The sequence below is a fragment of the Variovorax sp. GW821-FHT09D07 genome, assembly GCF_059416345.1.
In genome coordinates, this window is record NZ_JBWKOY010000001.1 from 506,395 (window position 1) to 530,587 (window position 24,193).

Annotated in this window: 23 protein-coding genes; 12 read left to right on the forward strand and 11 right to left on the reverse strand. The window is 69.1% G+C overall.

All coding sequences use genetic code 11. From position 1 onward, the window contains the following. Positions 1-97: 97 nt before the first annotated feature. From AC07OX_RS02390 to AC07OX_RS02420, 7 genes are all read left to right on the forward strand, one after another. Positions 98-2,614 (forward strand): sodium-translocating pyrophosphatase, encoded by a 2,517-nt coding sequence (locus AC07OX_RS02390; protein ID WP_495259739.1) that lies wholly within the window; start codon positions 98-100, stop codon positions 2,612-2,614. A 1-nt stretch (position 2,615) separates the two neighbouring features. Continuing rightward, complete coding sequence (locus AC07OX_RS02395) at positions 2,616-2,984, forward strand: nuclear transport factor 2 family protein (RefSeq protein ID WP_062481424.1); 369 nt, start codon at positions 2,616-2,618, stop codon at positions 2,982-2,984. Positions 2,985-3,057: 73 nt separating this feature from the next. Beyond that, positions 3,058-3,789, forward strand: a complete 732-nt coding sequence (locus tag AC07OX_RS02400; RefSeq protein WP_495259741.1) for a MerR family transcriptional regulator — start codon at positions 3,058-3,060, stop codon at positions 3,787-3,789. 5 nt (positions 3,790-3,794) lie between these two features. Beyond that, on the forward strand, positions 3,795-5,231 hold the full coding sequence (locus AC07OX_RS02405; protein ID WP_495259743.1) for a TolC family protein: 1,437 nt from the start codon (positions 3,795-3,797) through the stop codon (positions 5,229-5,231). 2 nt (positions 5,232-5,233) lie between these two features. Next, on the forward strand, positions 5,234-6,220 hold the full coding sequence (locus tag AC07OX_RS02410) for an HlyD family secretion protein (protein ID WP_495259744.1): 987 nt from the start codon (positions 5,234-5,236) through the stop codon (positions 6,218-6,220). 13 nt (positions 6,221-6,233) lie between these two features. Further along, positions 6,234-7,418: an ABC transporter permease gene (locus AC07OX_RS02415; protein WP_495259745.1), complete on the forward strand. Its 1,185-nt coding sequence runs from the start codon at positions 6,234-6,236 to the stop codon at positions 7,416-7,418. Then, positions 7,418-8,560, forward strand: coding sequence for an ABC transporter permease (locus tag AC07OX_RS02420; protein WP_495259746.1), 1,143 nt, complete (start codon positions 7,418-7,420; stop codon positions 8,558-8,560). Before AC07OX_RS02415 ends, AC07OX_RS02420 begins: the two co-directional genes overlap by 1 nt. Here AC07OX_RS02420 and AC07OX_RS02425 read toward each other — a convergent pair. Beyond that, positions 8,557-9,186, reverse strand: a complete 630-nt coding sequence (locus tag AC07OX_RS02425) for a TetR/AcrR family transcriptional regulator (protein WP_062473073.1) — start codon at positions 9,184-9,186, stop codon at positions 8,557-8,559. The two genes, AC07OX_RS02420 and AC07OX_RS02425, sit on opposite strands and share 4 nt — an antisense overlap. A 120-nt stretch (positions 9,187-9,306) precedes the next feature. Here AC07OX_RS02425 and AC07OX_RS02430 point away from each other — a divergent pair, with 120 nt between their 5' ends. Next, positions 9,307-10,143: a metal-dependent hydrolase gene (locus AC07OX_RS02430; protein ID WP_307635644.1), complete on the forward strand. Its 837-nt coding sequence runs from the start codon at positions 9,307-9,309 to the stop codon at positions 10,141-10,143. A gap of 13 nt (positions 10,144-10,156) precedes the next feature. Here the strand turns inward: AC07OX_RS02430 and AC07OX_RS02435 are convergent, their stop codons facing one another. The 8 genes from AC07OX_RS02435 to AC07OX_RS02470 all read right to left on the reverse strand — a co-directional run bounded on the left by AC07OX_RS02435 (position 10,157) and on the right by AC07OX_RS02470 (position 17,687). Beyond that, on the reverse strand, positions 10,157-10,750 hold the full coding sequence (locus AC07OX_RS02435) for a hypothetical protein (RefSeq protein ID WP_099789886.1): 594 nt from the start codon (positions 10,748-10,750) through the stop codon (positions 10,157-10,159). A gap of 226 nt (positions 10,751-10,976) precedes the next feature. Beyond that, positions 10,977-11,225: a hypothetical protein gene (locus AC07OX_RS02440; protein WP_495259747.1), complete on the reverse strand. Its 249-nt coding sequence runs from the start codon at positions 11,223-11,225 to the stop codon at positions 10,977-10,979. Next, positions 11,212-11,571: a hypothetical protein gene (locus tag AC07OX_RS02445; RefSeq protein ID WP_370680636.1), complete on the reverse strand. Its 360-nt coding sequence runs from the start codon at positions 11,569-11,571 to the stop codon at positions 11,212-11,214. The genes AC07OX_RS02440 and AC07OX_RS02445 overlap by 14 nt, the downstream gene beginning before the upstream one ends. Before the next feature lie 26 nt (positions 11,572-11,597). Next, a complete protein-coding gene (locus AC07OX_RS02450; RefSeq protein WP_495259748.1) occupies positions 11,598-12,509 on the reverse strand; it encodes a DUF6999 family protein in 912 nt (303 codons plus the stop codon). Beyond that, positions 12,493-14,412: an iron-containing redox enzyme family protein gene (locus tag AC07OX_RS02455; protein WP_495259749.1), complete on the reverse strand. Its 1,920-nt coding sequence runs from the start codon at positions 14,410-14,412 to the stop codon at positions 12,493-12,495. The genes AC07OX_RS02450 and AC07OX_RS02455 overlap by 17 nt, the downstream gene beginning before the upstream one ends. A 4-nt stretch (positions 14,413-14,416) precedes the next feature. Further along, the gene (locus AC07OX_RS02460) at positions 14,417-15,358 is read right to left on the reverse strand and encodes a fatty acid desaturase family protein (RefSeq protein ID WP_495259750.1); all 942 of its coding nucleotides are present in this window, start codon (positions 15,356-15,358) and stop codon (positions 14,417-14,419) included. Next, a complete protein-coding gene (locus tag AC07OX_RS02465; RefSeq protein WP_495259751.1) occupies positions 15,339-16,112 on the reverse strand; it encodes a sterol desaturase family protein in 774 nt (257 codons plus the stop codon). Before AC07OX_RS02465 ends, AC07OX_RS02460 begins: the two co-directional genes overlap by 20 nt. A gap of 9 nt (positions 16,113-16,121) precedes the next feature. Further along, positions 16,122-17,687: a phospholipase D family protein gene (locus AC07OX_RS02470; RefSeq protein WP_062473093.1), complete on the reverse strand. Its 1,566-nt coding sequence runs from the start codon at positions 17,685-17,687 to the stop codon at positions 16,122-16,124. Positions 17,688-17,818: 131 nt separating this feature from the next. Here AC07OX_RS02470 and AC07OX_RS02475 point away from each other — a divergent pair, with 131 nt between their 5' ends. Together AC07OX_RS02475 and AC07OX_RS02480 are read left to right on the forward strand one after the other, a co-directional pair. Next, entirely contained in the window at positions 17,819-18,376 is a 558-nt protein-coding gene (locus AC07OX_RS02475; protein WP_307588537.1) for a peroxiredoxin, read from the forward strand. 55 nt (positions 18,377-18,431) lie between these two features. Continuing rightward, positions 18,432-19,865 carry an aldehyde dehydrogenase family protein gene (locus AC07OX_RS02480; protein WP_095950218.1) on the forward strand — a complete coding sequence of 478 codons (1,434 nt, stop codon included), beginning with the start codon at positions 18,432-18,434 and terminating at the stop codon, positions 19,863-19,865. Positions 19,866-19,889: 24 nt separating this feature from the next. Here AC07OX_RS02480 and AC07OX_RS02485 read toward each other — a convergent pair whose 3' ends face one another. Further along, entirely contained in the window at positions 19,890-20,813 is a 924-nt protein-coding gene (locus AC07OX_RS02485; RefSeq protein ID WP_307588533.1) for a ZIP family metal transporter, read from the reverse strand. A 19-nt stretch (positions 20,814-20,832) separates the two neighbouring features. Continuing rightward, entirely contained in the window at positions 20,833-21,471 is a 639-nt protein-coding gene (locus AC07OX_RS02490; protein ID WP_495259752.1) for a superoxide dismutase, read from the reverse strand. 239 nt (positions 21,472-21,710) lie between these two features. Between AC07OX_RS02490 and AC07OX_RS02495 the strand changes: the two genes are divergently transcribed. Then, on the forward strand, positions 21,711-23,000 hold the full coding sequence (locus tag AC07OX_RS02495; RefSeq protein WP_495259753.1) for a serine hydrolase domain-containing protein: 1,290 nt from the start codon (positions 21,711-21,713) through the stop codon (positions 22,998-23,000). Positions 23,001-23,049: 49 nt separating this feature from the next. Next, positions 23,050-24,189 (forward strand): GTP 3',8-cyclase MoaA, encoded by a 1,140-nt coding sequence (gene moaA / locus AC07OX_RS02500; RefSeq protein ID WP_495259754.1) that lies wholly within the window; start codon positions 23,050-23,052, stop codon positions 24,187-24,189. The last annotated feature ends 4 nt before the right edge of the window (positions 24,190-24,193 follow it).

The following is a 24,193-nucleotide window of genomic DNA, read 5'->3' on the forward strand; positions in this document are numbered from 1 at the left end:
AAGCAACGCGGCGGAGAGCATGGTCCCGTACGCGTTGCGCGCAGGGCCCAGGCTGTCCGTCTCCACAAGTCACAACGAACGAATGGAGAAGCAAAGCATGAGCGGCAACACCCCCCTGATTCTTGCCATCGTCTGCGGCCTGGTGGCCGTGGGCTACGGTTTCTGGGCCCGAAGTTGGATTCTCGCCAAGGACCCGGGCAACGCCCGGATGCAGGAAATCGCCGCGGCCATCCAGGCCGGCGCCTCGGCCTACCTCGCCAAGCAATACACCACCATCGCGGTGGTCGGCGCGGTGCTCGCGGTGCTCATCGCCCTCTTCCTCGACCTGACCACGGCCGTCGGCTTCGTGGTCGGCGCAGTGCTCTCGGGCGCCTGCGGTTTCATCGGCATGAACGTGTCGGTGCGCGCCAATGTGCGCACCGCGCAAGCCGCGACCAAGGGCATCGGCCCGGCGCTCGACGTGGCGTTTCGCGGCGGTGCCATCACCGGCATGCTGGTGGTGGGCCTGGGCCTCTTGGGCGTGACGGGCTTCTACTGGTTCCTGGCCGGCAGTGCGCCGAAGGCGGACCACAGCCTGGCGGCCATCCTCAATCCGCTGATCGGCTTTGCCTTCGGCTCCTCGCTGATCTCGATCTTCGCGCGCCTGGGCGGCGGCATCTTCACCAAGGGCGCCGACGTCGGCGCCGACCTGGTGGGCAAGGTCGAAGCCGGGATTCCGGAAGACGACCCGCGCAACCCGGCGGTGATCGCCGACAACGTGGGCGACAACGTCGGCGACTGCGCCGGCATGGCGGCCGACCTGTTCGAGACCTACGCGGTGACGCTGATCGCCACCATGGTGCTGGGTGCGCTGATGGTCACGGCAGCGCCGCTGGACGCGGTGCTGTACCCGCTCGCGCTGGGCGGCGTGTCGATCATCGCGTCGATCATCGGCTGCTTCTTCGTGAAGGCTTCGCCGGGCATGGTCAACGTGATGCCGGCGCTCTACAAGGGCCTGGCGGTGGCGGGCATCCTGTCGCTGATCGCGTTCTGGTTCGTCACGAGCTGGATCATTCCGGACAACGCCATTGCCGCCAGCGGCAGCCAGCTGAAGCTGTTCGGCGCCTGCTTCGTGGGCCTGGCGCTCACGGCCGCGCTGGTGTGGGTCACCGAGTACTACACCGGCACGCAGTACAAGCCCGTGCAGCACATCGCACAGGCCTCGACCACCGGCCACGGCACCAACATCATCGCGGGCCTGGGCGTGTCGATGCGTTCGACGGCATGGCCGGTGATCTTCGTGTGCATCGCGATCCTGGCCTCCTACGCCCTCGCGGGCCTGTACGGCATCGCGGTGGCCGCGACGTCGATGCTGAGCATGGCCGGCATCGTGGTGGCGCTGGACGCCTACGGTCCCATCACCGACAACGCCGGCGGCATTGCCGAGATGAGTGAGCTGCCCGCCAGCGTGCGCGACATCACCGATCCGCTGGACGCGGTGGGCAACACCACCAAGGCCGTGACCAAGGGCTACGCCATCGGCTCGGCCGGCCTCGCCTCGCTGGTGCTGTTCGCGGACTACACCCACAAGCTGGAGAGCTTCGGGCTGAACATCAGCTTCAACCTGAGCGACCCGATGGTGATCGTGGGCCTGTTCATCGGCGGCCTGATCCCCTACCTCTTCGGCGCGATGGCCATGGAAGCCGTGGGCCGCGCGGCCGGTGCGGTGGTGGAAGAAGTGCGCCGCCAGTTCCGCGAGATCCCCGGCATCATGGAAGGCACCGGCAAGCCCGAGTACGGCAAGGCCGTGGGCATGCTGACCGGCGCGGCCATCAAGGAAATGATGATCCCCTCGCTGCTGCCGGTGGTGGTGCCGATCCTGGTCGGCCTGGTACTGGGACCGAAGGCGCTGGGCGGCCTGCTGATGGGCACCATCGTCACCGGCCTGTTCGTCGCCATCAGCATGTGCACGGGCGGCGGTGCGTGGGACAACGCCAAGAAGTACATCGAGGACGGCCACCACGGCGGCAAGGGCTCCGAGGCGCACAAGGCGGCGGTCACCGGCGACACCGTGGGCGACCCCTACAAGGACACGGCCGGCCCGGCAGTGAACCCGCTGATCAAGATCATCAACATCGTGGCGCTGCTGATCGTGCCGCTGGTGGTCAAGTTCCACGCCGGCGACGCGGCAGCCGCCGTGCCGACCAAGGTCGAGACGCCGCCTGCAGCCACGGCACCCGCCGCGATGGCGCCGGCGGCCACGCCGGCCGCCACCCTCGCCTCGGCGGCCGTCGGGGCCACCGAAGCCGCCGCCGTGAAGGTCGAGAACGGCATCGTGAAGTTCTACTTCACAAGCGCCAGCGCCGAGGTCGCGCCCAACGCGAAGGAAGCGCTGTCCGATGTCATCAAGGCCGTGCAGAGCGGCAGCACCGTGCTGGTGAGCGGCTACCACGACGCCAGCGGCGACGCGGCCAAGAACGCCGAGCTGGCCAAGCAGCGCGCCATGGCCGTGCGCGAAGCCATCAAGGCGGCGGGCGCGCCCGAGGACAAGATCGAACTCGCCAAGCCCGAGCAGTCGCAGGCCGACGGGCCGGCCTCGGAAGCGCGCCGCGTCGAAGTGAAAGTGAAGTCCTGACATGCCCACGCCCGCCCGGCTCGAAGCCTTCATTGCCGCCGTCGAAGGCGGCGCGCATGCCCAGGTCATCGAAGATTTCTACACCGAAGACGCCACGATGCGCGAGAACCAGGCCGAGCCGCGGCGCGGGCGCAGCACGCTGGTCGCGCAGGAAAGCGCCGTGCTCGCGCGCACCGAGTCGGTGGCATCGACCTGCGTGCGGCCGGTGCTGGTGAACGGCGACCACGTCGGCATTCACTGGATCTTCGAGTTCACGTTCAAAGGCGGCGGGCGCATGCGCATGGAAGAGATCGCCTGGCAGCGCTGGGACGGCGAGCGCATCGCCGAAGAACAGTTCTTCTACGACCCGGCGCAGCGCAAGCCGGGCTGAGGATGCCCAGCCCGGACCGCGCGATCCGGGCTGGTTTTATGCAACATTTTCGATGTAACATTGAAACTGTCACATGAACGCATCCACCGCCGCCCCCGATTCCACCGCCCCGCAGGACCTCTCCATCGAGGCCCTGGCGGCGCGCACGGGCGTCACGGTGCGCAACATCCGCGCCTACACCACGGGCGGCCTGCTGCCGCCACCGCGGCTGCAGGGCCGGCTCGGCCTGTACGGCCCCGACCACGTCCAGCGCCTGGCGCTGATCCGCGAACTGCGCGAACAGGGCTTCGGCATCGAGGCGATCCGCCGCATCTTCACGCGTGCGCCGGCCTCCACCTGGCCCGACCTGCTGGCCGTGGCCCGCTCGGTGTCGGGCAGCCTGTTCGCCGAAGAAACGCCCGTGGTGGTGTCGGCCCAGGCGCTGGCCACCAAGTGGCAGGGCCAGATGACGCCCGCCCTGCTCGGCCGCGCCACCCGCGCCGGCCTCATGCGCGAATTGCCCGACGGCCAGGTGCAGGTGCTGAGCCCGGCGCTCGGCCAGGTCGCCGAACAACTGGCCGCGCTGGGCCTGCCGCTCGAAGCGGTCATCGGCATGCAGGAAACCATGGTCCGCACGCTGCGCACCGTGGCGCGGCGCTGGCTGCGCACGCTGGCCGACAGCCTGCTCTCCGGCAACACCCTCGATGCCGGCCGCGCCGCACAGCTGCTCGAGAAAGCACGGCCGTTGGCCACCGGGGCGGTGCAGGCCGCCTTTCCCGTGATCCTGCAGCAGGAGCTCGACGCCCTGCTGCACAAGACCGCCTGATGCCGATGACACGACCTCGCCTCGCCCTTCTTCCGTCCCTGCTGCTGTTGCCGGCCTTCCTCGGCGGCGCGGCTTTCGCTCAGCAGCAGGCCCGCGGCGACACCACCTCCACGCTGGCGCTGAGCTTCGACGCCGCGCGCCAGCGCATGGTCGAGCGCTCCGACAAGCTGGCCGCCGCGCGCATCGCCGTCGAAGCCAAGGAGCTGCAGAGCGAAGGCGTCAAGCGCCTGGGCGGGCCGGTGGTCAGCATCTCGGGGCTGGCCTATGCGTACAACGCGAACCTGAACCTCGACCTCGACCCGCTCAACCAGAAGCTCGGCCAGATCGGCTCGTCGCTGCCGCCGTCGATCCAGAGCTTCGTCTCGCGCGTGCCGATTCCGCAGCTGCCCAACAGCTACACGCTGAACCGCCACGACACCGGCGCCAACGCCTCGGTGTCGGCCGTGTGGCCGCTCTACCTGGGTGGCGCGACCGACGCGGTGCGCGGCTTTGTCTCGGCGCAGGCGCGCGAGGCCCAGGCCGATGCCGAACAGGCCGGCCACGAGGTCGACACGCTGCTGGTGCAGCGCTACTTCGGCGCCCAGCTCGCACAGCGCGCGGCCACGCTGCGCCTGCAGGCCGAGCGCACCATCGCCCAGCACGACGCGGCGGCGCAGAAGATGCTCGCGGCCGGCGTCATTTCGCGCGTCGAGCGGCTGCAGGCCAGTGCCGCGTACGAAGAAGCGCGCCGCAACGCCCGCAAAGCCGAGAACGACGCCGCGCTGGCGGGCGTGGCCCTGGCGCGCACGGTGCGCGCCGAGGGCAGCGTCACACCGCAGACGCCGCTGTTCCTCATCAGCGCGCCGATCGAACCGCTCGGCCACTTCATCGATGCGGCGCTCACGCGGCATCCGGGCCTGGGCAAGGTCGCAGCCAAGAAGGCACAGGCCGAGCAGCTGCACGAAGGCGAAGAAGCCTTGCGCCGGCCGCAGGTGATCGCCTTCGGCACGCGCGAGATCAAGAGCGGCAACGCCGACTGGGTGGCCGGCCTCGGCGTGCGCTGGACGCTGTACGACTCGGTCGACCGCAACGCGCTGTCGGCCGCCTCGCACAAGCAGGTCGAACAGGCCGAGCGCACCGACCTGCAGGCGCGCAGCGACATCTCGCTGCTGGTCGAACGCAACTGGCGCGCGCTGGACAACGCGCGCCGCCAGTACCTCGAGATGAAAGTCTCGGTCGAACTCGCGCAAGAGGTGGTCAAGCTGCGCACCGCCGGGCTGCGCGAAGGCACCAGCACCACGCTCGACCTGATCGACGCCGAGACCAACCAGGCCAAGGTGCTGACCGAACGCGCGCAGGCCGCCAACGACTACGTGCAGGCGCTCGCGCAGCTGCTCGAGAGCGCGGGCATGTCCGAGACTTTTTCCGACTACATCGCGCGCGCCGACGTGAAGGTGAACTGACCATGATGAGTGCCAAGACCCGCCGACTGATCGCCATCGCCGCCGCACTGCTCGTGCTGGTGCTGCTCGTCTGGGGCTTCTGGCGCGCCGCGCAGCCGGCGCCCGAGGTGTTCCAGGGCCAGATGGAAGCGCGCGAGACCGACGTGGCCGGCAAGGTCACGGCCCGCATCGCCGAAGTGGCCGTGAAGGAAGGCGACCGCATCCAGGCCGGCGCCCTGCTGGTGCGCATGGACAGCCCCGAGGTGCGCGCCAAGCTGGCGCAGGCCACCGCCGCCGAGCAGGCCGCGCAGGCCGTGGCCGACAAGGCGCAGAACGGCGCCCGTCCGCAGGAGATCGAAATGGCGCGCATGCAATGGCAGCGCGCCGAGACCGCCGCCCAGCTCGCGCAGACGTCGTTTCGCCGTGTCGACGGCCTGGCGCGCGACGGCCTCGTGGCCGACCAGAAGCGCGACGAAGCCGAAGCCAACTGGAAGGCCTCGCGCGACGCCGCCGTGGCGGCCAAGGCGCAGTACGACATGGCGCGCACCGGCGCCCGCCCCGAGGACAAGGCCGCTGCCAACGCACAGGCGCGGCAGGTGGCCGGCGTGGTCGCCGAGGTGGAAGCCGCCAAGGCCGAGACCGAGCTGCGCAGCCCGGTCGGCGGCGAAGTGGCCAAGGTGCTCGCCAAGGTCGGCGAACTCTCGCCGCAGGGCGTGGCCGTGGTCACGGTGGTCGACCTGAACGACCAGTGGGTGGTGCTCAACGTGCGCGAAGACCAGCTAGCCCGCTTTGCGCTCGACAAGGAATTCGACGCCCGCCTGCCCGCCCTGCCCGAGGACCGGCGCACCGCCCGCTTCAAGGTTTATTACAGCGGTGTGCTGCCCGACTTCGCCACCTGGCGCGCCACGCGCGGCGGCGCGGGCTTCGACGTGCGCACCTTCGAGGTCCGTGCCCGGCCGCTCAAGCCGATCGAAGGCGCGCGCCCCGGCATGAGCGTTCTGGTCGACTGAGGCCGCACCCGCCATGAGCCTGCGCGGCTTTTCCACCGCCAGCGCCCGGCGCGAATTCGCGCTGCTGCGCACGCGTCCGTGGGATCTGGCCATGATCTCGTGGGTGCCGCTGCTCGCGGTGTTCCTGATCTGGTGGATCTTCTCGGCCGGCCTGCCCGAGCGCCTGCCGATCGGCGTGCTCGACCAGGACCACTCCGCCCTCTCGCGCCAGCTGGTGCGCTTCCTGGACGCCACGCCGGGCCTGCGCGTGGCGCAGCAGTACGCCGACGAAGGCGAGATGCAGCGCGCGCTCACGAGCGGCGCCGTCGACGCGGCGGTGCAGCTGCCGCGCGAGCTGAGCCGCGACGTCAAGCAGGGCCGCGTCGGGCAGGTCATGCTGCTGCACAACGCGCAGCTGGGCACGCATTCGAGCCTGATCCAGCGCGACGTGCGCACCGCCGTCGCCACGGTGTCGGCCGGCGTCGAGCTCGCGGTGCGCAACAAGCGCGGCGAGTCGATGAAGGCCGCGCGCGTGAGCATGGACCCGGTCAAGTCCAGCATGGTGGCACTGTTCAACACCTCGACCGACTACGAGCAGTTTCTCGGTGCTGCGCTCATTCCGGCGCTGCTGCACATCCTTGCGATGACGGCCGGCGCCTGGGCCGTGGGCCGCGAGCTGCGCGACCGCAGCCTGGGCGGCTGGCTCGGCGCCGCGCCGCGCTGGCCCGAGGCGCTGGCCGCGCTGGCGGGCAAGCTGGCGCTGCCGTTCGCGAGCCTGTCGGCGGTGGGCCTGGCCGCCATGCTGTGGATCACGGCGGGCCGCGGCTGGCACCCGGTCGGCTCGGTGGGATGGACGCTGTTCGCGCTGATGGTGTTCCTGGCGCTGTCGATCGCGCTCGGCGCCTTCGTGGCCAGTCTCACGCGCTCGCTGCGCACCGCGCTGTCGGCCACCGGCTTCATCACCGCGCCGGCCTTCGCGTTCGGCGGCGTGGGCTTTCCGCTGGTCGCCATGCCGGTGCTCGCACAGCTGTGGGCCGGCCTGCTGCCCTACACGCACTACATCCGCGTGCAGATGGAGCAGCTGCAGATGGGCGCGCCCCTGGCCTACTCGGCCGCCACGCCGCTGTGGATGGTGGTGGGCACCGCGGTGCTGCTGGCCGTGTCGGCCACACTGCTGGTGCGCGCCGCCGCGGCGCCCGAGACGTGGGGAGGCCGCTGATGAGCGCGCGCATCCAGGGCTTCGCCGACGCCTGGCGCGACACCGCCCTCGGCGTGCTGCGCGACAAGGGCGTGCTGCTGATCATGCTGCTCGCGCCCATCATCTACGGCTTCTTCTACCCGTGGCCCTACGGCACGCAGGCCGTCACGCGGGTGCCGGTGGCGGTGGTCGACCAGGACCACAGCGGGCTGTCGCGGCAGATCGCGCGCTTCGCGATGGCCAGCCCGCGGCTGGACGTGCGCATGGTCACCTCCGACGTGCACGAGGCGCAGCAGGCGTTGTGGCGCGGCGAGATCGAGGGCTACGCGCTGCTGCCAAAGGACCTCAAGCGCAACGTGCTGCGCGGCACGCCGGCGGTGGTGAGCATCGAGGGCAACGGCGCCTATGCGCTGCTGAACAAGGCGGTGCTGTACGGCTTCTCCGAGGCGGTGGGCACGGTGTCGGCCGGTGTCGAGATCCGCAAGCTGCAGGCCGGCGGCCAAAGCGCGGTCCAGGCCGCGCGCAGCCGCAGCCCGCTCAACACGCAGCTGGTGGCGCTGTTCAACCCGACCGAGGGCTACGGCAGCTACGTGGTGCCGGCGGTGGCGCTGCTGATCCTGCAGCAGACGCTGCTGATGGGCGCCGCGATGCTGGCCGGCACCTGGGCCGAGGCCGGCCGGCTGCGCGCGGGCATGGGTGCGTGGCTGGGGCGGCTGGGCGCGCTGTCGGGCTTCGGCGTGCTGAGCGGCCTGTTCTATTTCGGCTGGGTGTTCTTCCTGCAGGACTACCCGCGCGGCGGCAATCCGTTCGCCGCGCTGGTGCTGCTGCTGCTCTACGTGCCGGCGATCTGCGTGCTCGGCCTGCTGCTGGGCTGCTGGTTCCGCGACCGCGAGCGTGCGTTGCAGGTGCTGCTCTTCACTGCGCTGCCGATGGCCTTTCTCTCGGGCTTCTCGTGGCCCGTCGAGGCGCTGCCCGCCCCGCTGCAGGCGCTGCGCTGGCTGTTCCCGAGCACGGCGGGCATCCAGGCCTCGCTGCGGCTCAACCAGATGGGGGCGCCGCTGCATGACGTGCTGCCGTACCTCGGGGCACTCGCGGCGATGGTGGTCGCGGGGCTGCTCGTGCTGTGGGTCGCGGCCACGCCGCGCAAGGCCGAGCGGGCCTAACGTCGACTGTCGGCCGCGACTGCGCGCACCAGTCGCGTGGCGGGCGCCACCAGCTCGCGCAGGTCGCCCACGCGGTCCTGCTCGATGGCCTGCAGCACCAGTTCATTGATGCCCCCCACCACCGTCATCGCCATCTGGCTGCTCATGTGCGCCGCGGGCACCTCACCTGAATCGCTGCTGTTGATCGCCACCTGGATGAAGTTGGCGATCTCGCCGTTCACGCGCCGCCGCGCCGCCAGGCCTGGCAGGCCCAGCCCGAGGATTTCGACGAACAGCGTGCGCAGCAGCACCGGGTCTTGGGCGAGGTAGTCCATGTACGCGGTCATCGCCTGCTCCACCTGCGTGTGCCAGGGCTGGGCCGGATCGAAGGCCTCGCTCACGGCCTGCAGGCCGAGCCGGCTGGCCGTTTCGTACAGCGCGATCAGGCACTCGGTCTTGGTGCTGAAGTGCTCGTAGAACGTGCGCCGCGACACGGCGGCCTCGCGCACGATGTCGGCGATGGTGGTGTCGGCGTAGCCCTTGGCCGCCACGGCATGCGCCATGCCCTGCAGCAGCCGCGCGTAGTGCTCGCTGGGCGCGCCTTCGGCGGCATCGGGCGTGGCGGTTTTGTCGATGGTGGCAGTCATGTGCGATTCATTTTCCTACGCCTTGGTACTTGACAGTACCAGCTCACAATTGCACCATGGCGGCACGCGGTACGGATCTGTACCAACCTTTGTGCCCACGACCTCAGGAATTGCCTTCCCATGACCGAACTCGTTGTCCGCCGCCTGCTGATCGATCTGCAACCGCCCTTCTCGCGCGACTGGTGCGGCGGCGACGCCTTCTCGACGGCGTTCTTCAACGCCCTGTCGATGAGCTTCCCCTTCGGCGAGCAGTTCTTCATCGACGCCGTGCGCGACGCCATGGCCACGCTGCCGCCCGAGGTGCAGGAGCGCTACCGCGCCGACGTGCGCGGCTTCATCGGCCAGGAGGCGACGCACCGGCGCATCCATTCGCTGTTCAACGCGCACCTCGAGCAGCAGGGCCTGGTCGACCGCTGGACCGCGCGCGCCAGCCAGCGCATGGAACTGATGGACGGCGCCGATCCGCGCCATGCGCTGGCTGTGACGGCCGCCACCGAGCACTTCACGGCGATGTTCGCCGAGTGGTTGCTGGCCCGCCCCGAGATCCTCGACGGCGCCGAGCCCCGGCTGCGCACGATGTGGCTGTGGCACAGCGCGGAAGAGCTGGAGCACAAGAGCGTCGCCTTCGACATCTACAAGGCCGCGGGCGGCTCCGACGAATGGCGCACGCGCTGGTTCCGCCGCGTGACGGTGATGTTCCTCGGCGACCTGATGCGCCAGACGGTCGACAACCTGCGGCATGAAAAGCAATTGTGGAAGTGGGCCACCTGGAAGAGCGCCGCGCGCATCCTGCTGGGCCGCGGCGGCCTGCTGCGGGGCAATCTCGCGGGCTGGCGCCAGTACCTGCGCAGCGACTTCCACCCCGACCAGCAGGACAGCAGCCTCTCGGCGCGCTGGCTGGCCGACAACGGCGCGCAGTTCACGCCCGTGGGCGCGCCTGCGGCAACGTCGGCCTGAATTCGTCAGTCGATCAGTAGATGCTGGCGCGGTGCGGGCTCAGCGCCCCCGCCTGCGTCGGCTGCCCGTCGGCGCGCATCGTGAGGTCGTGCAGCGTGTCGAAGTCCGATGGCGCGTCGGGCACGCGCATCACCACTTCGAGTTCGTGCATGGAAGCGACCCAGCGGCCGGCCGGCGATTCGGCCGGTTCGTCGTTGGCGAACACGCCGTCGCGGATGTAGAGCGTTTCGCCTTCGGGGCGTTCGCCGTGCAGCTCGATCAGGCGTGCGATCGAGAAGTTGTAGGTCACGAGCTTTTCGCGCGTGCGGCGGTCTTTGCCGCCGCAGTTGAACGAGCCCTCGGCCGCGATCACGATGCAGGAGCCGTCCACCCCGCCGTCGATGGCGATCTCGTTGCCCGAGCGCCAGATGGCGTTGGGCAGGCGCACGCGGACCTTGTCGATAACAAGGTCGCGTTGCTTGTTGAGGGCACCCAGTGGCGGCACCAGCGAGCGCAATTGGCGCAGGCGCTCGGCGAAGTTGTCGTCCATGAGGAATTCGACATGGTGCGTGGCGCTGCCGGACGAGCGCTTGACGACCTGCATGACGACGTGACGTGGCTTGTTCACAGCTCAGGCCCTCCACGCAGAGAAAAATCCACGCCCGCTGCGGGGCACCGATCGCCTTCTTGCTGGATTTGAGTGGTCATCGGCTACAAATTAGAACTTTAGATTAAATGCAATTACTTGCATCATTTGTGTCCAACTGTATATCGATTGCGACCGGGATGGAAGGCAATCGACGACATGCCGATGAGGCCATGTCGCCAACGCGACGCGGCGCCGTGCTAGGCGCTCAGTTCGACGATGCTTCGGCCTCGAGGGCCTCGTCGAGCGCCTTGCACGAAGGCGCGCAGACGGTCTGCGACTTGCCCAGCACCTGGCGCGTGCGCAGCTGCGAACGCACGCGGTGCTTGCCGCACATGAAGCAGGACATCGTGGCCCCGCTGAACGACGCCGAGGCGCGGAACGGAGAGCCCGGCGCCTTCGATTTGTAGCGCAGCCCGTCCGCCACCACTGCCGTTTTCACTTCACCCTTGGCCATGCATCTTGTCCTTGTTCGATTCGTCACCGCGCATGGCGCGGGCAATGGCTTCCCTGGCTGCGCCTTCGGCGGCCAGGGAAACGTCCAGCGCCGAGCGGCAAAGGCCGGCGTGCTGGTAATTCATATTTTCGTAGACCTCGGAGGCGGCCGGATAGGCATCGAGCAACTGCCCCAATTCGGCACCGGGCTCGACGTCTTCGAATTCATGCACCAGGTGCTCGACCACCGAGCGGTACTGCTCGGCACCGACCGGCACGGCGCTGTGCTCAAGCCTCTCCAGCAGTTGAGCCAGCACGTGGGTCACCGCCAGATCGGTCTTGGGGGACGGATTTCGGGTCGTGTTCATGGTTTGCATGTGGGGACAGCATACCCCTATGCAAGGGGCGGGTCCCGCGGAAGTGTCTCTGCCGACATGGCTTCCTGCGCCGCGCGCATGCGTTGGAGCAGGCTGTGAAGCATTTCGGTCGACAGGCCGTGGATCACCAGCCGGTGCCCGGCCCGCAGGGTCGACAGCGGCACCAGCGGATGCTTGTTGTTGACCAGGATCAAGTGCTCCGGCGCGTTCAGGATCGTCGCCGCGTAGATGCCGATGGTTTCGTCCAGTTGCAAGGAGTTGGCGGCGCGCCAGAAATCGTTGTCGGTCAGCATCAGCTGGTACAGCGGCGTGAACAGCTCGATGGCGCTTTGCAGGTCGAGAAAATTGAGCTTGCCCTGGGGCATGTCTTCCAGCCGCAACGCCGGCGGCTGGATCATCGAGAAATCGACCTGCTCGGCCTTGCACAGCGCCAGCCCCTTGTCGCGCAGCGCCGTGTTCAGCCGGATCACGAAGTTGAACAAATTCAGGTCGTGCTTCAGGAACATCTCGTCCTTCAGCGCGTCGATGTCGGCCGGCTCCAGCGGCGAGGTACCCACGGGCGCGGGCGAGTTGCGACCGATGAAGGCCAGCACCTGCGAACCCAGGTGAAAGTGCCGCAGGATCAGCCAGTTGGCCTCGGGCGACACGAAGCGCTTGAGCCCCCACGCCAGGAAGCGGTGCAGCAGCAGCGAGTGCGACCAGTTGCGCGGCACGAACACCTTCACGATCTGGATCAGGATGATCGTCAGCCGCGCGATCGGCCGCAGGAACGGCAGCAGGTACTGGCGCGAGGCCGAGCTCGAATCGGCCAGCCACGCCGCCTTCACGTCGTCGGGCAGCGGCGTGCTCTGGTCGAGGTACAGCGCCAGCCAGGGGCTGGGGTCGCGCTCGTCGTGCGCCTGCGTCAAGAAATCAGGTGTTCGATCCATGGGGCATTCGTTCGGTGATGTGCTGGAACTGCATCAGGTACAGCGCCGCCGTGTGACGCGCGGTGTCCGCAATCTGGCGGGCGGCGCGGGCCTGCCCTTCCACGGCCATCACCATCTCGACCGCGGCCAGCCAGCGGTTCAGGTGGTGCTCGTCGTTGTGGCCGTGGTACTCGAGGAATCGGAAGGCGTCGGGCGGCAGCTTCAGGCTGGCCTTGAGCAGCGGCAACAGCGCCGGCACGATGCGCTGGCCCGTGCCTTCGATGATGTAGATCGCGCCCAGCAGGCCGATCGGGTCGCGCGTGGCGGCCAGGCCGTGCAGATAGGCGTTGAGTGCCTCGCCGCCGGGGTTGCGGCGCAGTTCGTCGATCGATTCGACCGTGCCACCGGCCTTGCGGTAGTCGCTGAAGAGGATGTTGAAGTCGTTCTGCTCCTCGCCCGCGTGCACGTCGATCAGCGACGACAGCATGCGGTACGGCTCGCTCAGCGAGGCGGCGCCTTCGCGCATCCACAGGCTGCCTTCGCGCACCTGCGGCACCCACTGCTCCATCCAGTTCAGGTAGTCGGGCACGGCGAAACGGCGCTCGCGGATCTGGCGGATCAGCGGCGTGCGCCACACGCGCGAGCGGTAGTCGTGCCAGATGGCGGCCAGCTCGGTCAGCAAGGCGCCCAGGCCCTCGGGCGCGGCGGCCGGGTCGTGCGGGGGCGCGATCACGAGGTCGTCGTCGGGCACCACCGCTGCCGCGCGGGGCGCGATCACGACAGGCGCCGCATCGACGGCCTCGACCTCGAGCAGCATGTACGCCGCCATGAAGCGCCCCGACTCCGGCACGTAGCAGAAGATCTGCTCGCCCGGCTTCAGTGCCTTGGTGTGCAGAAACTCCGCCAGCATCACGAGGATCGACGCCGCGCCCGTGTTGCCGCGCCACGCGAGGTTGCTCCACCAGCGTTCGCGCGGAATCGCAAGGTCAGCCTTGGCCATCAGGTCTTCGACCACCGGGATGAATTTTTCCGACGAGTAGTGGCACAGGAAATGGTCGACCCGCTTCGGATCGACCCAGCCGTCACGCACCAGCCCCGCGTACTCGTGGATGCCGATGTCGAACAGGTGCGGCAAGAGGCGGATGTCCTGGCGCAGCGACAGCGCGCCGGCCGCCTCGGCCTCGGCCCACGAGCCGAAATCGAGGTGGCCACGCGCACGGTCTTCGGTGAGGCCCAGCTGCATGCAGACCGGGTAGTCGCCCGAGAAGGCGCGCTGGTGCACCCACTTCAGCTTCAGCCGCAGCCCCGGCTTGCCGGCCAGCGCGGGCGTGCCGTCGGACAGCAGCAACGCCCCCGCGCCATCGGACAGCATCCAGCGCAGGAAGTGCGAGTCGAAGTCGGTCTCGTAGCCGCGCGCAGCGAAGCGCGAGCGCTTGAACAGGCGCGACGGCATTTCACTCGCCACCGCCAGCGCCGAACGGTGCGCACCCAGCTCGATGCCTTGAGCCGCCGTCTGGATCGCCGACACGCCGGCCGCGCAGATGCCGTGCACCGAATGCGTTTCCATCGGCTGCGCCGCCAGCTCGCCCTGGATCATGTTGGCGAAGCCGGGCATCAGCGTGTCGCCGCCCGAGGAGCCGCTGGCCAGCAGCGACACGCGCGACAGCTCGGCCCCGCCACGCTGCAGGCAGTCGCGGATCGCGCCGGCCGCCAGCTGCGCGTTGGTGTGGCGCGTCACGCCTTCTTCGTCGATCGCGTAGTGTCGCGTGAGGATGCCGTTCTCGGCCAGGATGCGGCGCTTGATGCGCTCCGACATGCGGTTGAGCGGCGCGATGTACGCGTCCATGCGGTCGTTGGGAACAGGCTCGCCGGGCATGAAATAGCCGGCGCTTTCGAGGTACACGCGTTGGAATGAAACGGGCATGGGTTCAGGCAATAGGTGAATCGGGAGGCATCAGCGAGCGGCTGCGAAAACGCGGCCACACGGTCCCCAGCACGAAGACGCGCACCATGTACGGCACCAGCCCGCCCTCGTTGAGCGCGGGCGCGACCTGCGCGCGGTAGCGCGTGTGATGCAGGCGCGTGAGCTCGGACCAATGGGCATGCGGGTTCTCGTGGTGTGCGGTGTGCAGGCCGATGTTGAACAGCAAGGGGTTCACCAGCCCCTCGAAATTGCGCGCGTAGTTCAGCTGGCTACCGCGGGTATCGCCGGGTGCCTCCTTGCGCGGCGTCTTGCGGCCGTCGGCGTGCGCGTGCTGCAGGTAGTTGGTGGCCAGCAGCCAGTGCAGGCCGTGCAGCTGCGGCACGATCACGAAGATCAATGCCTTGCGCCAGTCGATCGCCAGCAGCACGGTCCAGCTGGTCAGCCACAGCGCGTACTGCGCCATGCAATAGCGCCACGCGCCGCGGTGATGACGGTGCAGCCGCGCGAGCCAGCCGAAGAACAGCGGCATCAGCACCCACACGGCCTGGAACGGGTGCAGCAGGTAGCCCCACAGATGGTTGGTGTCGCCGCCGAAGCGGTAGGTGCGCGCCACGTCCTTCGGCCCGTGGCGGTGGCGATGGTGGTTGGCCACGTGCGCGGGCCAGAAGACGAAGGTCGGGTGGCCCTGCAGCAGCGTGATCCAGAAGTCGGTGAGCCGGTTCATGCGCCGACCGCGCCACATGCGCAGGTGCACGTGGTTGTGGTGGATCACGCCGATGCCGAGCGTGAGGAACAGCATCAGCGCATACAGCACCACCTGGAAGCCGTGCACCCACTGCCACGCCGCCAGCGCGGGCAAGGCGACGAGGTACGCGAGGCTTTGCCAGTCGCGCCAGTGGCGCAGCCGCGGCAGCCGATGGCGCGCGTCAGGCCGTCGTGGCGCCATGCTTCTTTCGAAACGCCTGGAACAGCGGCTCGGCCGCGTCGGCCGCGATGCGCGTGCGGAACAACCGATCCATGAAGGTGAACTGGAAGCCGTAGTTGCCGTTGTGCACGGCATGGTGCAGGTGGTGCCGGCGGCTCGCGGCGAACCAGTGGCTGTACGACACGCCGGGCACGAAGTCGTAGTTCGAATGCCCCACGCAGTTGAAGAACAGGCTGAACACCGGCACCGACGCCAGCGACCAGAAGCTGAAGTCGTGCAGCACCATCGGCAGCAGGATCACGTTGCCGAGCATCAGCGCCTCGATCGGGTGAAAGCTGTAGGTGGCCCACGGCGTGGTCACGAACGAGCGGTGGTGCGGCCCGTGGAAGCGGCGCAGCCAGCGCGTGTGCAGCAGCCGGTGGTTGAGCCAGAAATGCACGTCGTTCCACACCGCGAGCACGAGGATCTCGATGCCGATGCGGCGCCAGCCCGCGCCGGGTTCGAGCCGCGCCCAGCCCAACTGCAGCAGCCCCCACGGGAACACCATGCCCAGCCCGAAGATCAGCACCGAGATGCCCGACTGCGTGAGTTCGCGCCGCAGCTGGCCGGGCTGCAAGGGCCGCGGATCGAGCGCGCGCCCGATGCCCAGCGCCGGCAGCACCCGCTTCGTGAGCAGCCAGGTGAGCGCGCCGAAACCCAGGTAGATGCCCCCGAAGAACAGCAGGCCCCACAGCATGACCTGCGGGGCCGAAAGAGAAGTGAAGGTCTGCGCCATCCCCCGAGGCTACAACAGCATCTCGGGCACCAGCGGGGAGATCAGGGTGTTGTACAGGCGCTGGAAGAAACCCGACTCGGGTTCCGAGGTGAGGATCACCTCTTTCTCGCCGTCGTTCGTGAGCCACTCGAGCGTGCCGCCCTCCTTCGACAGCCGCAGCCGGTACGAGTTCTGCAGCTTGCTCACGTGGATGATGCGCAGCATCTCGCGCGCCAGCTGCGGGTTGTCGACCACCACGCCCATCTCGGTGTTCTGGCTGGCCGAGCGCGGGTCGAGGTTCATCGAGCCGATGAAGATGCGCGTCTTGTCGATGGCGGCGGTCTTGGCGTGCAGCCGGCCCAGCGAGTTGCCGAAGCTGCCGAAACGCATGCTCGCGGTGGTGCGCTGCGGGCTCAGCTCGTACAGGTCGGCGCCGCCTTTCAGCAGGCGCTCGCGGTAGCGCGCATAGCCGGTGTGCACCAGCGGTTCGTCGTTGGCGGCCAGCGAATTGGTCAGCAGCGTGAGCTTGACCTTGCGCTTGGCCAGGTCCTCGAAGGCGGCCATGCCGCGCTCGCCGGGCACGAGGTAGGGCGAGGTCAGGTCGACTTCGGTCTTCGCGTCGAGCAGCAGCGCCCAGACCTTCATGGTCACGCTGGTGGCGATGGCGTCTTCGGCCGTCAGCGTCGTGGGCTTGGAGGGCGGGTCGGCGATGGCACGGGCCTCGCCCCACAGCAGGCCCATGCGGCCGCCGTCGAGCTCCTCGGCGATGGGGCCGTAGCCGAGGATGTCCGAGGGCGGCAGCACGACCTTCGGCGGCGGGCCCGACATGCCGATCTCGGCATCGAAGGTGGCGGCGCCGGCCTCTTTGCGCACGATCTCGGCAATGGGCCAGATCTGGTCGCTGTTCCAGTAGGCGTCGAAGATGGACTCGAGCTGCGGCACCACCTTGCCGACCACCAGCGCGTCCATGTCGATGAAGTTCTGCGCCTCGCTCAGCACGAAGTACTCGTCGGCGATGTTGCGCCCGCCCACCACCGCCATCGCGCCGTCGGCAATGAAGAGCTTGTTGTGCATGCGGTGGTTGAGGCGGTGGATGTCGAAGATCGACACCACGAAGCGCGACAGGAACCCATCGCGCGCACAGCAGAACGGGTTGAACAGGCGCACCGACACATTGGGCGTCTCGGACAGCGCCAGCAACAGCTGCTGGCTCTTCACCGTGTACAGGTCGTCCACCAGCACCCGCACCTTCACGCCGCGCGCCGCCGCCTCGCGCAGCGTGCGCAGCAGCAGCCGGCCGGTGGCGTCGTTCTCGAGCTGGTAGTACTGCACCACCAGCGAGCGCTCGGCGCGCTGCGCGAGCTGCAGGCGCGCGTCGAGCGAGTACACGCCCAACGGCATCAGCCGGAAGCCCGAATGTTCGCCGGGCGGCGTGGAGGCCGCGACGATCTTCGCGAGCGCGGTACCCGGGTCGGCAGCGGCCGCGTGTTCGGCCGGGCGTTCGCGCGCCGGCGGCAGCGAGCCGCACGCGCCGAGCAATGCCAGCAGCACGCCGGCCAGCGCCGTGCGCAGAAGAGATCGGGCCCAGGCGTTCATGGTCGGGTTCCTCTTGTCGTTGTGGATGCCACTGCCCTGATGTACGCCGGTCCTCCCGCGGCGGTTTCAACGGGGCCCATTTGGCGAAGCGTCGTCCTAGAATTCGATTCACTTCGCTTCGGAGTTACATCATGGCCCGATCGCTCCTTTTGCGCACCGCTTTGTGGGCCGCGGCCCTCGCCGCCGGGGTACCCCATGCCCACGCCGCACTCGACATCGGCGACCCGGTGCCCAAGTTCACGGCCACGGCCGCGCTCGGCGGCAAGACCTTCCGCTACTCGCTGGCCGAGGCGCTGGCCAAGGGGCCGGTGGTGCTGTACTTCTTTCCGGCGGCCGACTCCAACGACTGCTCCATCGAGGCCCACGCCTTCGCCGAGGCGGTCGACCAGTTCGCCGCTCTGGGCGCCTCGGTGATCGGCGTGTCGGCCGACGACATCGACACGCTCTCCAAGTTCTCGGTCAAGTCCTGCCAGAGCCGCTTTCCGGTGGCCTCCGACCAGGGCAAGACCGTGATCCAGGGCTTCGACGCGCTGATGCAGACCCGGCCCGACTTCGCCAACCGCCTGTCGTACGTGATCGCGACCGACGGCAAGGTCGCCTACTACTACCAGAACCTCAACCCCGACAAGCACGTCGAGCGCATGCTGAACGCCGTGCGCGCGCTGCCCAAAGCCACCGCGGCGAAGTAAGGCGGGCCGGCCGGGGCGCCACGCGCGGCGCGGGCTTCGCGCAAAATCTCGCCCCATGCAGCTCAACTACATCGCCAACGCGGACGTTCCCTCCGCCTCCGGCCGCACCCTCCCCGTCATCGACCCCTCGGACGGCCAGCCCTTCGACGAGATCCAGCGCAGCAACGCCGCCGACATCGATGCCGCCGTGCGCGCCGCGCGCGACTGCTTCGAGGGCGTGTGGCACAAGGTCAGCGCCGCCGACCGCGGCCGCCTGCTCTTCAAGCTCTCGCAGAAAATCGCCGAGCACGTCGACGAGCTCGCGCTCATCGAGCAGCGCGACTGCGGCAAGCCCGTGAAGCAGGCCCGCGCCGACGCGGTGGCGCTGGTGCGCTACTTCGAGTTCTACGCCGGCGCCTGCGACAAGCTGCACGGCGAGACCATTCCCTACCAGGACGGCTACAGCGTCTTCACCTGGCGCGAGCCGCACGGCGTCACGGGCCACATCATTCCGTGGAACTACCCGATGCAGATCTTCGGGCGCAGCGTGGGCGGCGCCCTGGCGGCCGGCAACGTGTGCGTGGTGAAGCCGGCCGAAGACGCCTGCCTGTCGCTGATCCGCGTGGCGCAGCTGGCGGCCGAGGTCGGCTTTCCGGCCGGCGCGCTCAACATCGTGACGGGCTACGGCCATGAGGTGGGCGACGCGCTCGCGCGCCACGAAGGCATCGACCACATCAGTTTCACGGGCAGCCCGAAGATCGGCACACTGATCCAGCAGGTGGCGGCCGAGCGGCACTGCCCGGTCACGCTCGAACTCGGCGGCAAGAGCCCGCAGATCGTGTTCGCCGACGCCGACCTGGACGCGGTGATTCCCGTGGTGATCAACGCCATCGTGCAGAACGCCGGCCAGACCTGCTCGGCGGGCTCGCGCGTGCTGATCCAGCGCGACATCTACGAGCCCCTGCTCGAGCGCCTGGGCCACGCCTTCGAAGCCCTGCGCGTGGGCCCCGCGGCGATGGACCTCGACGTCGGCCCGCTGATCCGCCAGACGCAGCAGCAGCGCGTGTGGGACTTTTTGAGCGACGCGCAGCACGCCGGCATCCCGATGGTGGCGCAGGGCGTGGTGGTCGAGGAAGCGCCCGAGACCGGCTTCTACCAGGCCCCGACCCTGCTGCGCGACGTGCCCGTGGGCCATCGCTTGGCGCAGGAAGAAGTGTTCGGCCCCGTGCTTGCCGCGATGCAGTTCGCCGACGAGGACGAAGCCGTGGCCCTGGCCAACGCCACCCAGTTCGGCCTCGTGGCCGGCGTCTGGACGGCCGACGGCGCACGCCAGTTCCGCATGGCCCGGCGCGTGAAAAGCGGCCAGGTGTTCATCAACAACTACGGCGCGGGCGGCGGCGTCGAGCTGCCGTTCGGCGGCGTGAAGTCGTCGGGCTACGGGCGCGAGAAGGGTTTCGAAGCGCTGTACGGCTTCACGACGCTCAAGACCGTCGCCGTCAAGCACGGCTGAGGCTGACGACGCCGCGCCCGGGCGTCAGCCCAGCGCGGTGTCCAGCAGCATCATCAGCACGAAGCCGATCATCAGCCCGCTGGTCGCATAGGCCTCGTGCCCCTTGCGGTGCGACTCGGGAATGATCTCGTGGCTGATGACGAACAGCATCGCGCCCGCCGCGAAGCCCAGCCCCCAGGGCAGCAGCATCGCCGAATGCCCCACCACCGCCGCACCGAGCACGGCGCCCAGCGGCTCGACCAGCCCTGACGCCATGCCGATCAGCACTGCGAACAGGCGGCTGTAGCCAGCCGCCAGCAGCGCCACGGCCACCACCAGCCCCTCGGGCACGTCCTGGATCGCGATGCCGGTGGCGAGCGCATCGGCGCGCACGCCGTTGTTGGCCGCGTAGCCGACGCCGATGGCCAGGCCCTCGGGCACGTTGTGCAGCGCGATCGCGAACACGAAGAGCCAGGTGCGGCGCAACTGCCGCCCGCTCTGTCCTTCGCGACCCTTGATGAAATGCTCGTGCGGCAGCACGCGGTCCATGGTCATGAGCACCAGGCCACCCAGCAGGATGGCCGTGCCGATCACGCCGCCGGCCGCCCAGTCGCCGCCGCCGAAGACGCCGATCGACTTGGCGGCATCCAGCCCCGGAATGATCAGCGAGAAGGCGCAGGCCGCGAGCATCACGCCGGCGCCGAAGCCGAACAGCGTGTCCTGCAGCTTGTCGGGCAGCTTCTGCGAGAACAGCACCGGCAGCGTGCCCAGCGCGGTCGCCAGCGCCGCCACCGAGCCGCCGCGCAGCGCGTTCCACACCAGCGGGTCGGCGCGCACGAAGGACCAGAACTGCGACGCCAGCGCCAGCGCGCCGGCCGCGACGATGGCAAAGCCGATCCATTCGCGCAACGGGCGCGGCGACCTGGGCGGCGGCGCTGTCGCCACCGTGCCCTGCGGCGTGTCGTTCATGGGCGGGCTCCTCTTCGGCTCATCGGCCGCCGGTCGCGGCGGCATGGCGTCGGGCCACCTCGGCCCAGTTCACCACGTTGTAGAAGGCCGCGATGTACTCGGGGCGGCGGTTCTGGTACTTCAGGTAGTAGGCGTGCTCCCACACGTCCAGGCCCAGGATCGGGGTCTTGCCCGAGCCGATGCCGCGCATCAGCGGGCTGTCCTGGTTGCCGCTGCTTTCCACGGCCAGCTTGCCGTCGGCACCGACGACCAGCCAGGCCCAGCCGCTGCCGAAGCGCGTGAGCGCGGCCTTGGTGAAGGCGTCCTTGAAGGCGTCGAAGCCGCCCAGGTCAGCCTCGATGGCCTTCGCGAGTGCGCCCGACGGCGCCCCGCCGCCGCCCTGGCCCAGGGGCGCCATCACGGTCCAGAACAGGCTGTGGTTGGCGTGGCCGCCGCCGTTGTTGCGTACGGGGGCGCGCAGCGCCTCGGGCAGTTCCTCGACACCGGCGATGAGGGCTTCGACCGGCGTGTCCACACGCGGCGTGTCTTTCAACGCCGCATTCAGGTTGTTCACGTAGGTCTGGTGGTGCTTGCCGTGGTGAATCTCCATCGTCTGCGCGTCGATGTGGGGTTCGAGCGCGTCGAAGGCATAGGGCAAGACTGGCAGGGTGTACGGCACGGTTGGGAAGCTCCTTGTTGGAAGAGAGCCCTTTGCGTGGTGCTTGTGCTGCGTACTCAGGCAATCAAATGATAGTAATTCTCATTGTCTGCGTCAAGATATCGGCGCCATAGATGCCGCCAATCGGCCAGCCCGCCACAGCTGAAGCGCCGATACACTGCCCCGCGACCGGTTCGAACGGACGGCGTCAAGACCGTCCTGCCGGTTCCATCCATCCACCACCGACGGAGACAACACGCATGACCTTCCTGAAGCGCCGCGCCCTGGTGCGCACGGCCCTGCTCGGCCTGAGCCTCGCCCTGCCGCTGCTCGCCACCGCCCAGTCGCTGCCCACCGCCCGGCCCGAGTCGGTGGGCCTGTCCACCGAGCGTCTGCAGAAGCTCACCGACGTGCTCAAGGCCGACGTGGCGGCCGGCAAGATCCCCGGCGCGGTGCTGCTGGTCGCGCGCCAGGGCAAGGTCGCATGGCTCGAACCCGTCGGCAAGCTCGATGCCACCGCCGGCACGCCGATGCCGCGCGACGGCATCTTCCGCATCTACTCGATGAGCAAGCCCATCACCACGGTCGCCGCGATGATGCTGGTGGAAGACGGCCGCATGAAGCTGGACGACCCGGTCGCGATGTACCTGCCCGAGTACGCCCGCATGACGGTCGGCATCGAGAAGCCCGGCACCGACGGCAAGCCGGTGCTCGAGACCGTGCCCGCGCGCCGCCCGATCACCGTGCAGGACCTCATGCGCCACACCTCGGGCCTGACCTACGGCTTCTTCGGGCCGGGGCTGGTGAAGCAGGCCTACAACGCCGCCAACCTGGCGGACGGCGATCCGACCAGCGCCGAGTTCTCGCAGCGCCTGGCCAAGCTGCCGCTGGCCTACCAGCCCGGCACGACCTGGGACTACAGCTACTCGACCGACATCCTGGGCCGCGTGGTCGAGGTGGTGTCGGGCCAGTCGCTGTATCAGTTCGAAAAGACGCGCCTGTTCGACCCTCTGGGCATGAAGGACACCACCTACTACGTGCCCGAACCGGCGCGCCAGCCGCGCATCGCCGAGCCGCTGCCGAGCGACCGCAGCTTCGGCGTGGGTGCCGACCTGAATGACCCGCGCATCGTGCGCAAGTTCGAATCGGGCGGCGGCGGGCTGGTGTCGACCGCGTCCGACTACGCGCGCTTCCTGCAGATGCTGCTCAACGGCGGCACGCTCGACGGCACGCGCTACCTCGGCCCGCGCACGCTGGCGCTGATGACGACCGACCATTCGAACGCCGGCGCCGGCATCGTGCCCGGCCCGCTGTACCTGCCGGGCCCGGGCTACGGCTTCGGCCTGGGCTTCGCGGTGCGCCGCAACGACGGCGAGGCGCCCTACCCGTCCGGCGGCGGCGAGTACAACTGGGGCGGCGCGGGCGGCACCTACATGTGGGTCGATCCGAAGAACGAGCTGTTCGTCGTGCTGATGCTGCAATCGCCCAAGTACCGCACCCACTACCGAAGCCTCGCGCGCAACATGGTCTATGCGGCGGTGCTGAAGTAGCCCGCATGGCGCGCGGTCGCGGGCCATGGCGCAAAATCGGCATCGCCCCATGAAGAAAAGCAGCAGCACCGTCATTCCGATCGCCCCCGCGGGCCACGCCGTCGTGGCCGCGCCGGACATCGCCGTGCCCGCCACCGGCCTGCTGGCCGACCGGCTGGGCCGCCCGCTGACCGACCTGCGCATCAGCGTGACCGACCGCTGCAACTTCCGCTGCAGCTACTGCATGCCCAAGGACGTGTTCGACAAGGACTACCAGTACCTGCCGCACAGCGCCCTGCTGAGCTTCGAGGAAATCACGCGCCTGGCGCGCCTGTTCGCCTCGCACGGCGTGCGCAAGATCCGCCTGACTGGCGGCGAGCCGCTGCTGCGCAAGCACATCGAGGGGCTCATCGCCCAACTGGCCGAGCTGCGCACGCCCGACGGCGACCCGCTCGAGCTCACGCTCACCACCAACGGCTCGCTGCTGAAACGCAAGGCCGCCGCGCTGAAGGCCGCCGGCCTGCAGCGCGTGACCGTGAGCCTGGACAGCCTGGACGACGCCGTGTTCCGCCACATGAACGACGTCGACTTTCCGGTGGCCGACGTGCTGGCCGGCATCGACGCCGCCTTGGCCGCGGGCCTGGGCCCGATCAAGGTCAACATGGTGGTCAAGCGCGGCACCAACGAGCAGGAGATCTTGCCGATGGCGCGCTACTTCCGCGAGCACCACGGCGGCAAGGTCGTGCTGCGCTTCATCGAGTACATGGACGTGGGCGCCACCAACGGATGGCGCATGGACGAGGTGCTGCCCTCGGCCGACGTCATCGCCCGCATCGCGGCCGAATTTCCGCTCGTGCCGCTCGAAGCCACCACGCCCGGCGAGACCGCCCAGCGCTGGGCCTATGCCGACGGCGGCGGCGAGATCGGCGTGATCAGCAGCGTGACCCAGGCCTTCTGCCACGACTGCAGCCGCGCGCGCCTGTCGACCGAGGGCAAGCTGTACCTGTGCCTGTTCGCCAGCCAGGGCCACGACCTGCGACCGATGCTGCGCGACGGCACGAGCGACGGCGACATCGCCTCCGCCATCGGCCACATCTGGCAGGGCCGCGCCGACCGCTATTCCGAGCTGCGCGCGCTGCGCGGCCCCGACGACAGCGCCCCCGACACGGCAGCGCCCCGCCGCGTCGAGATGAGCTACATCGGCGGATGAGGCC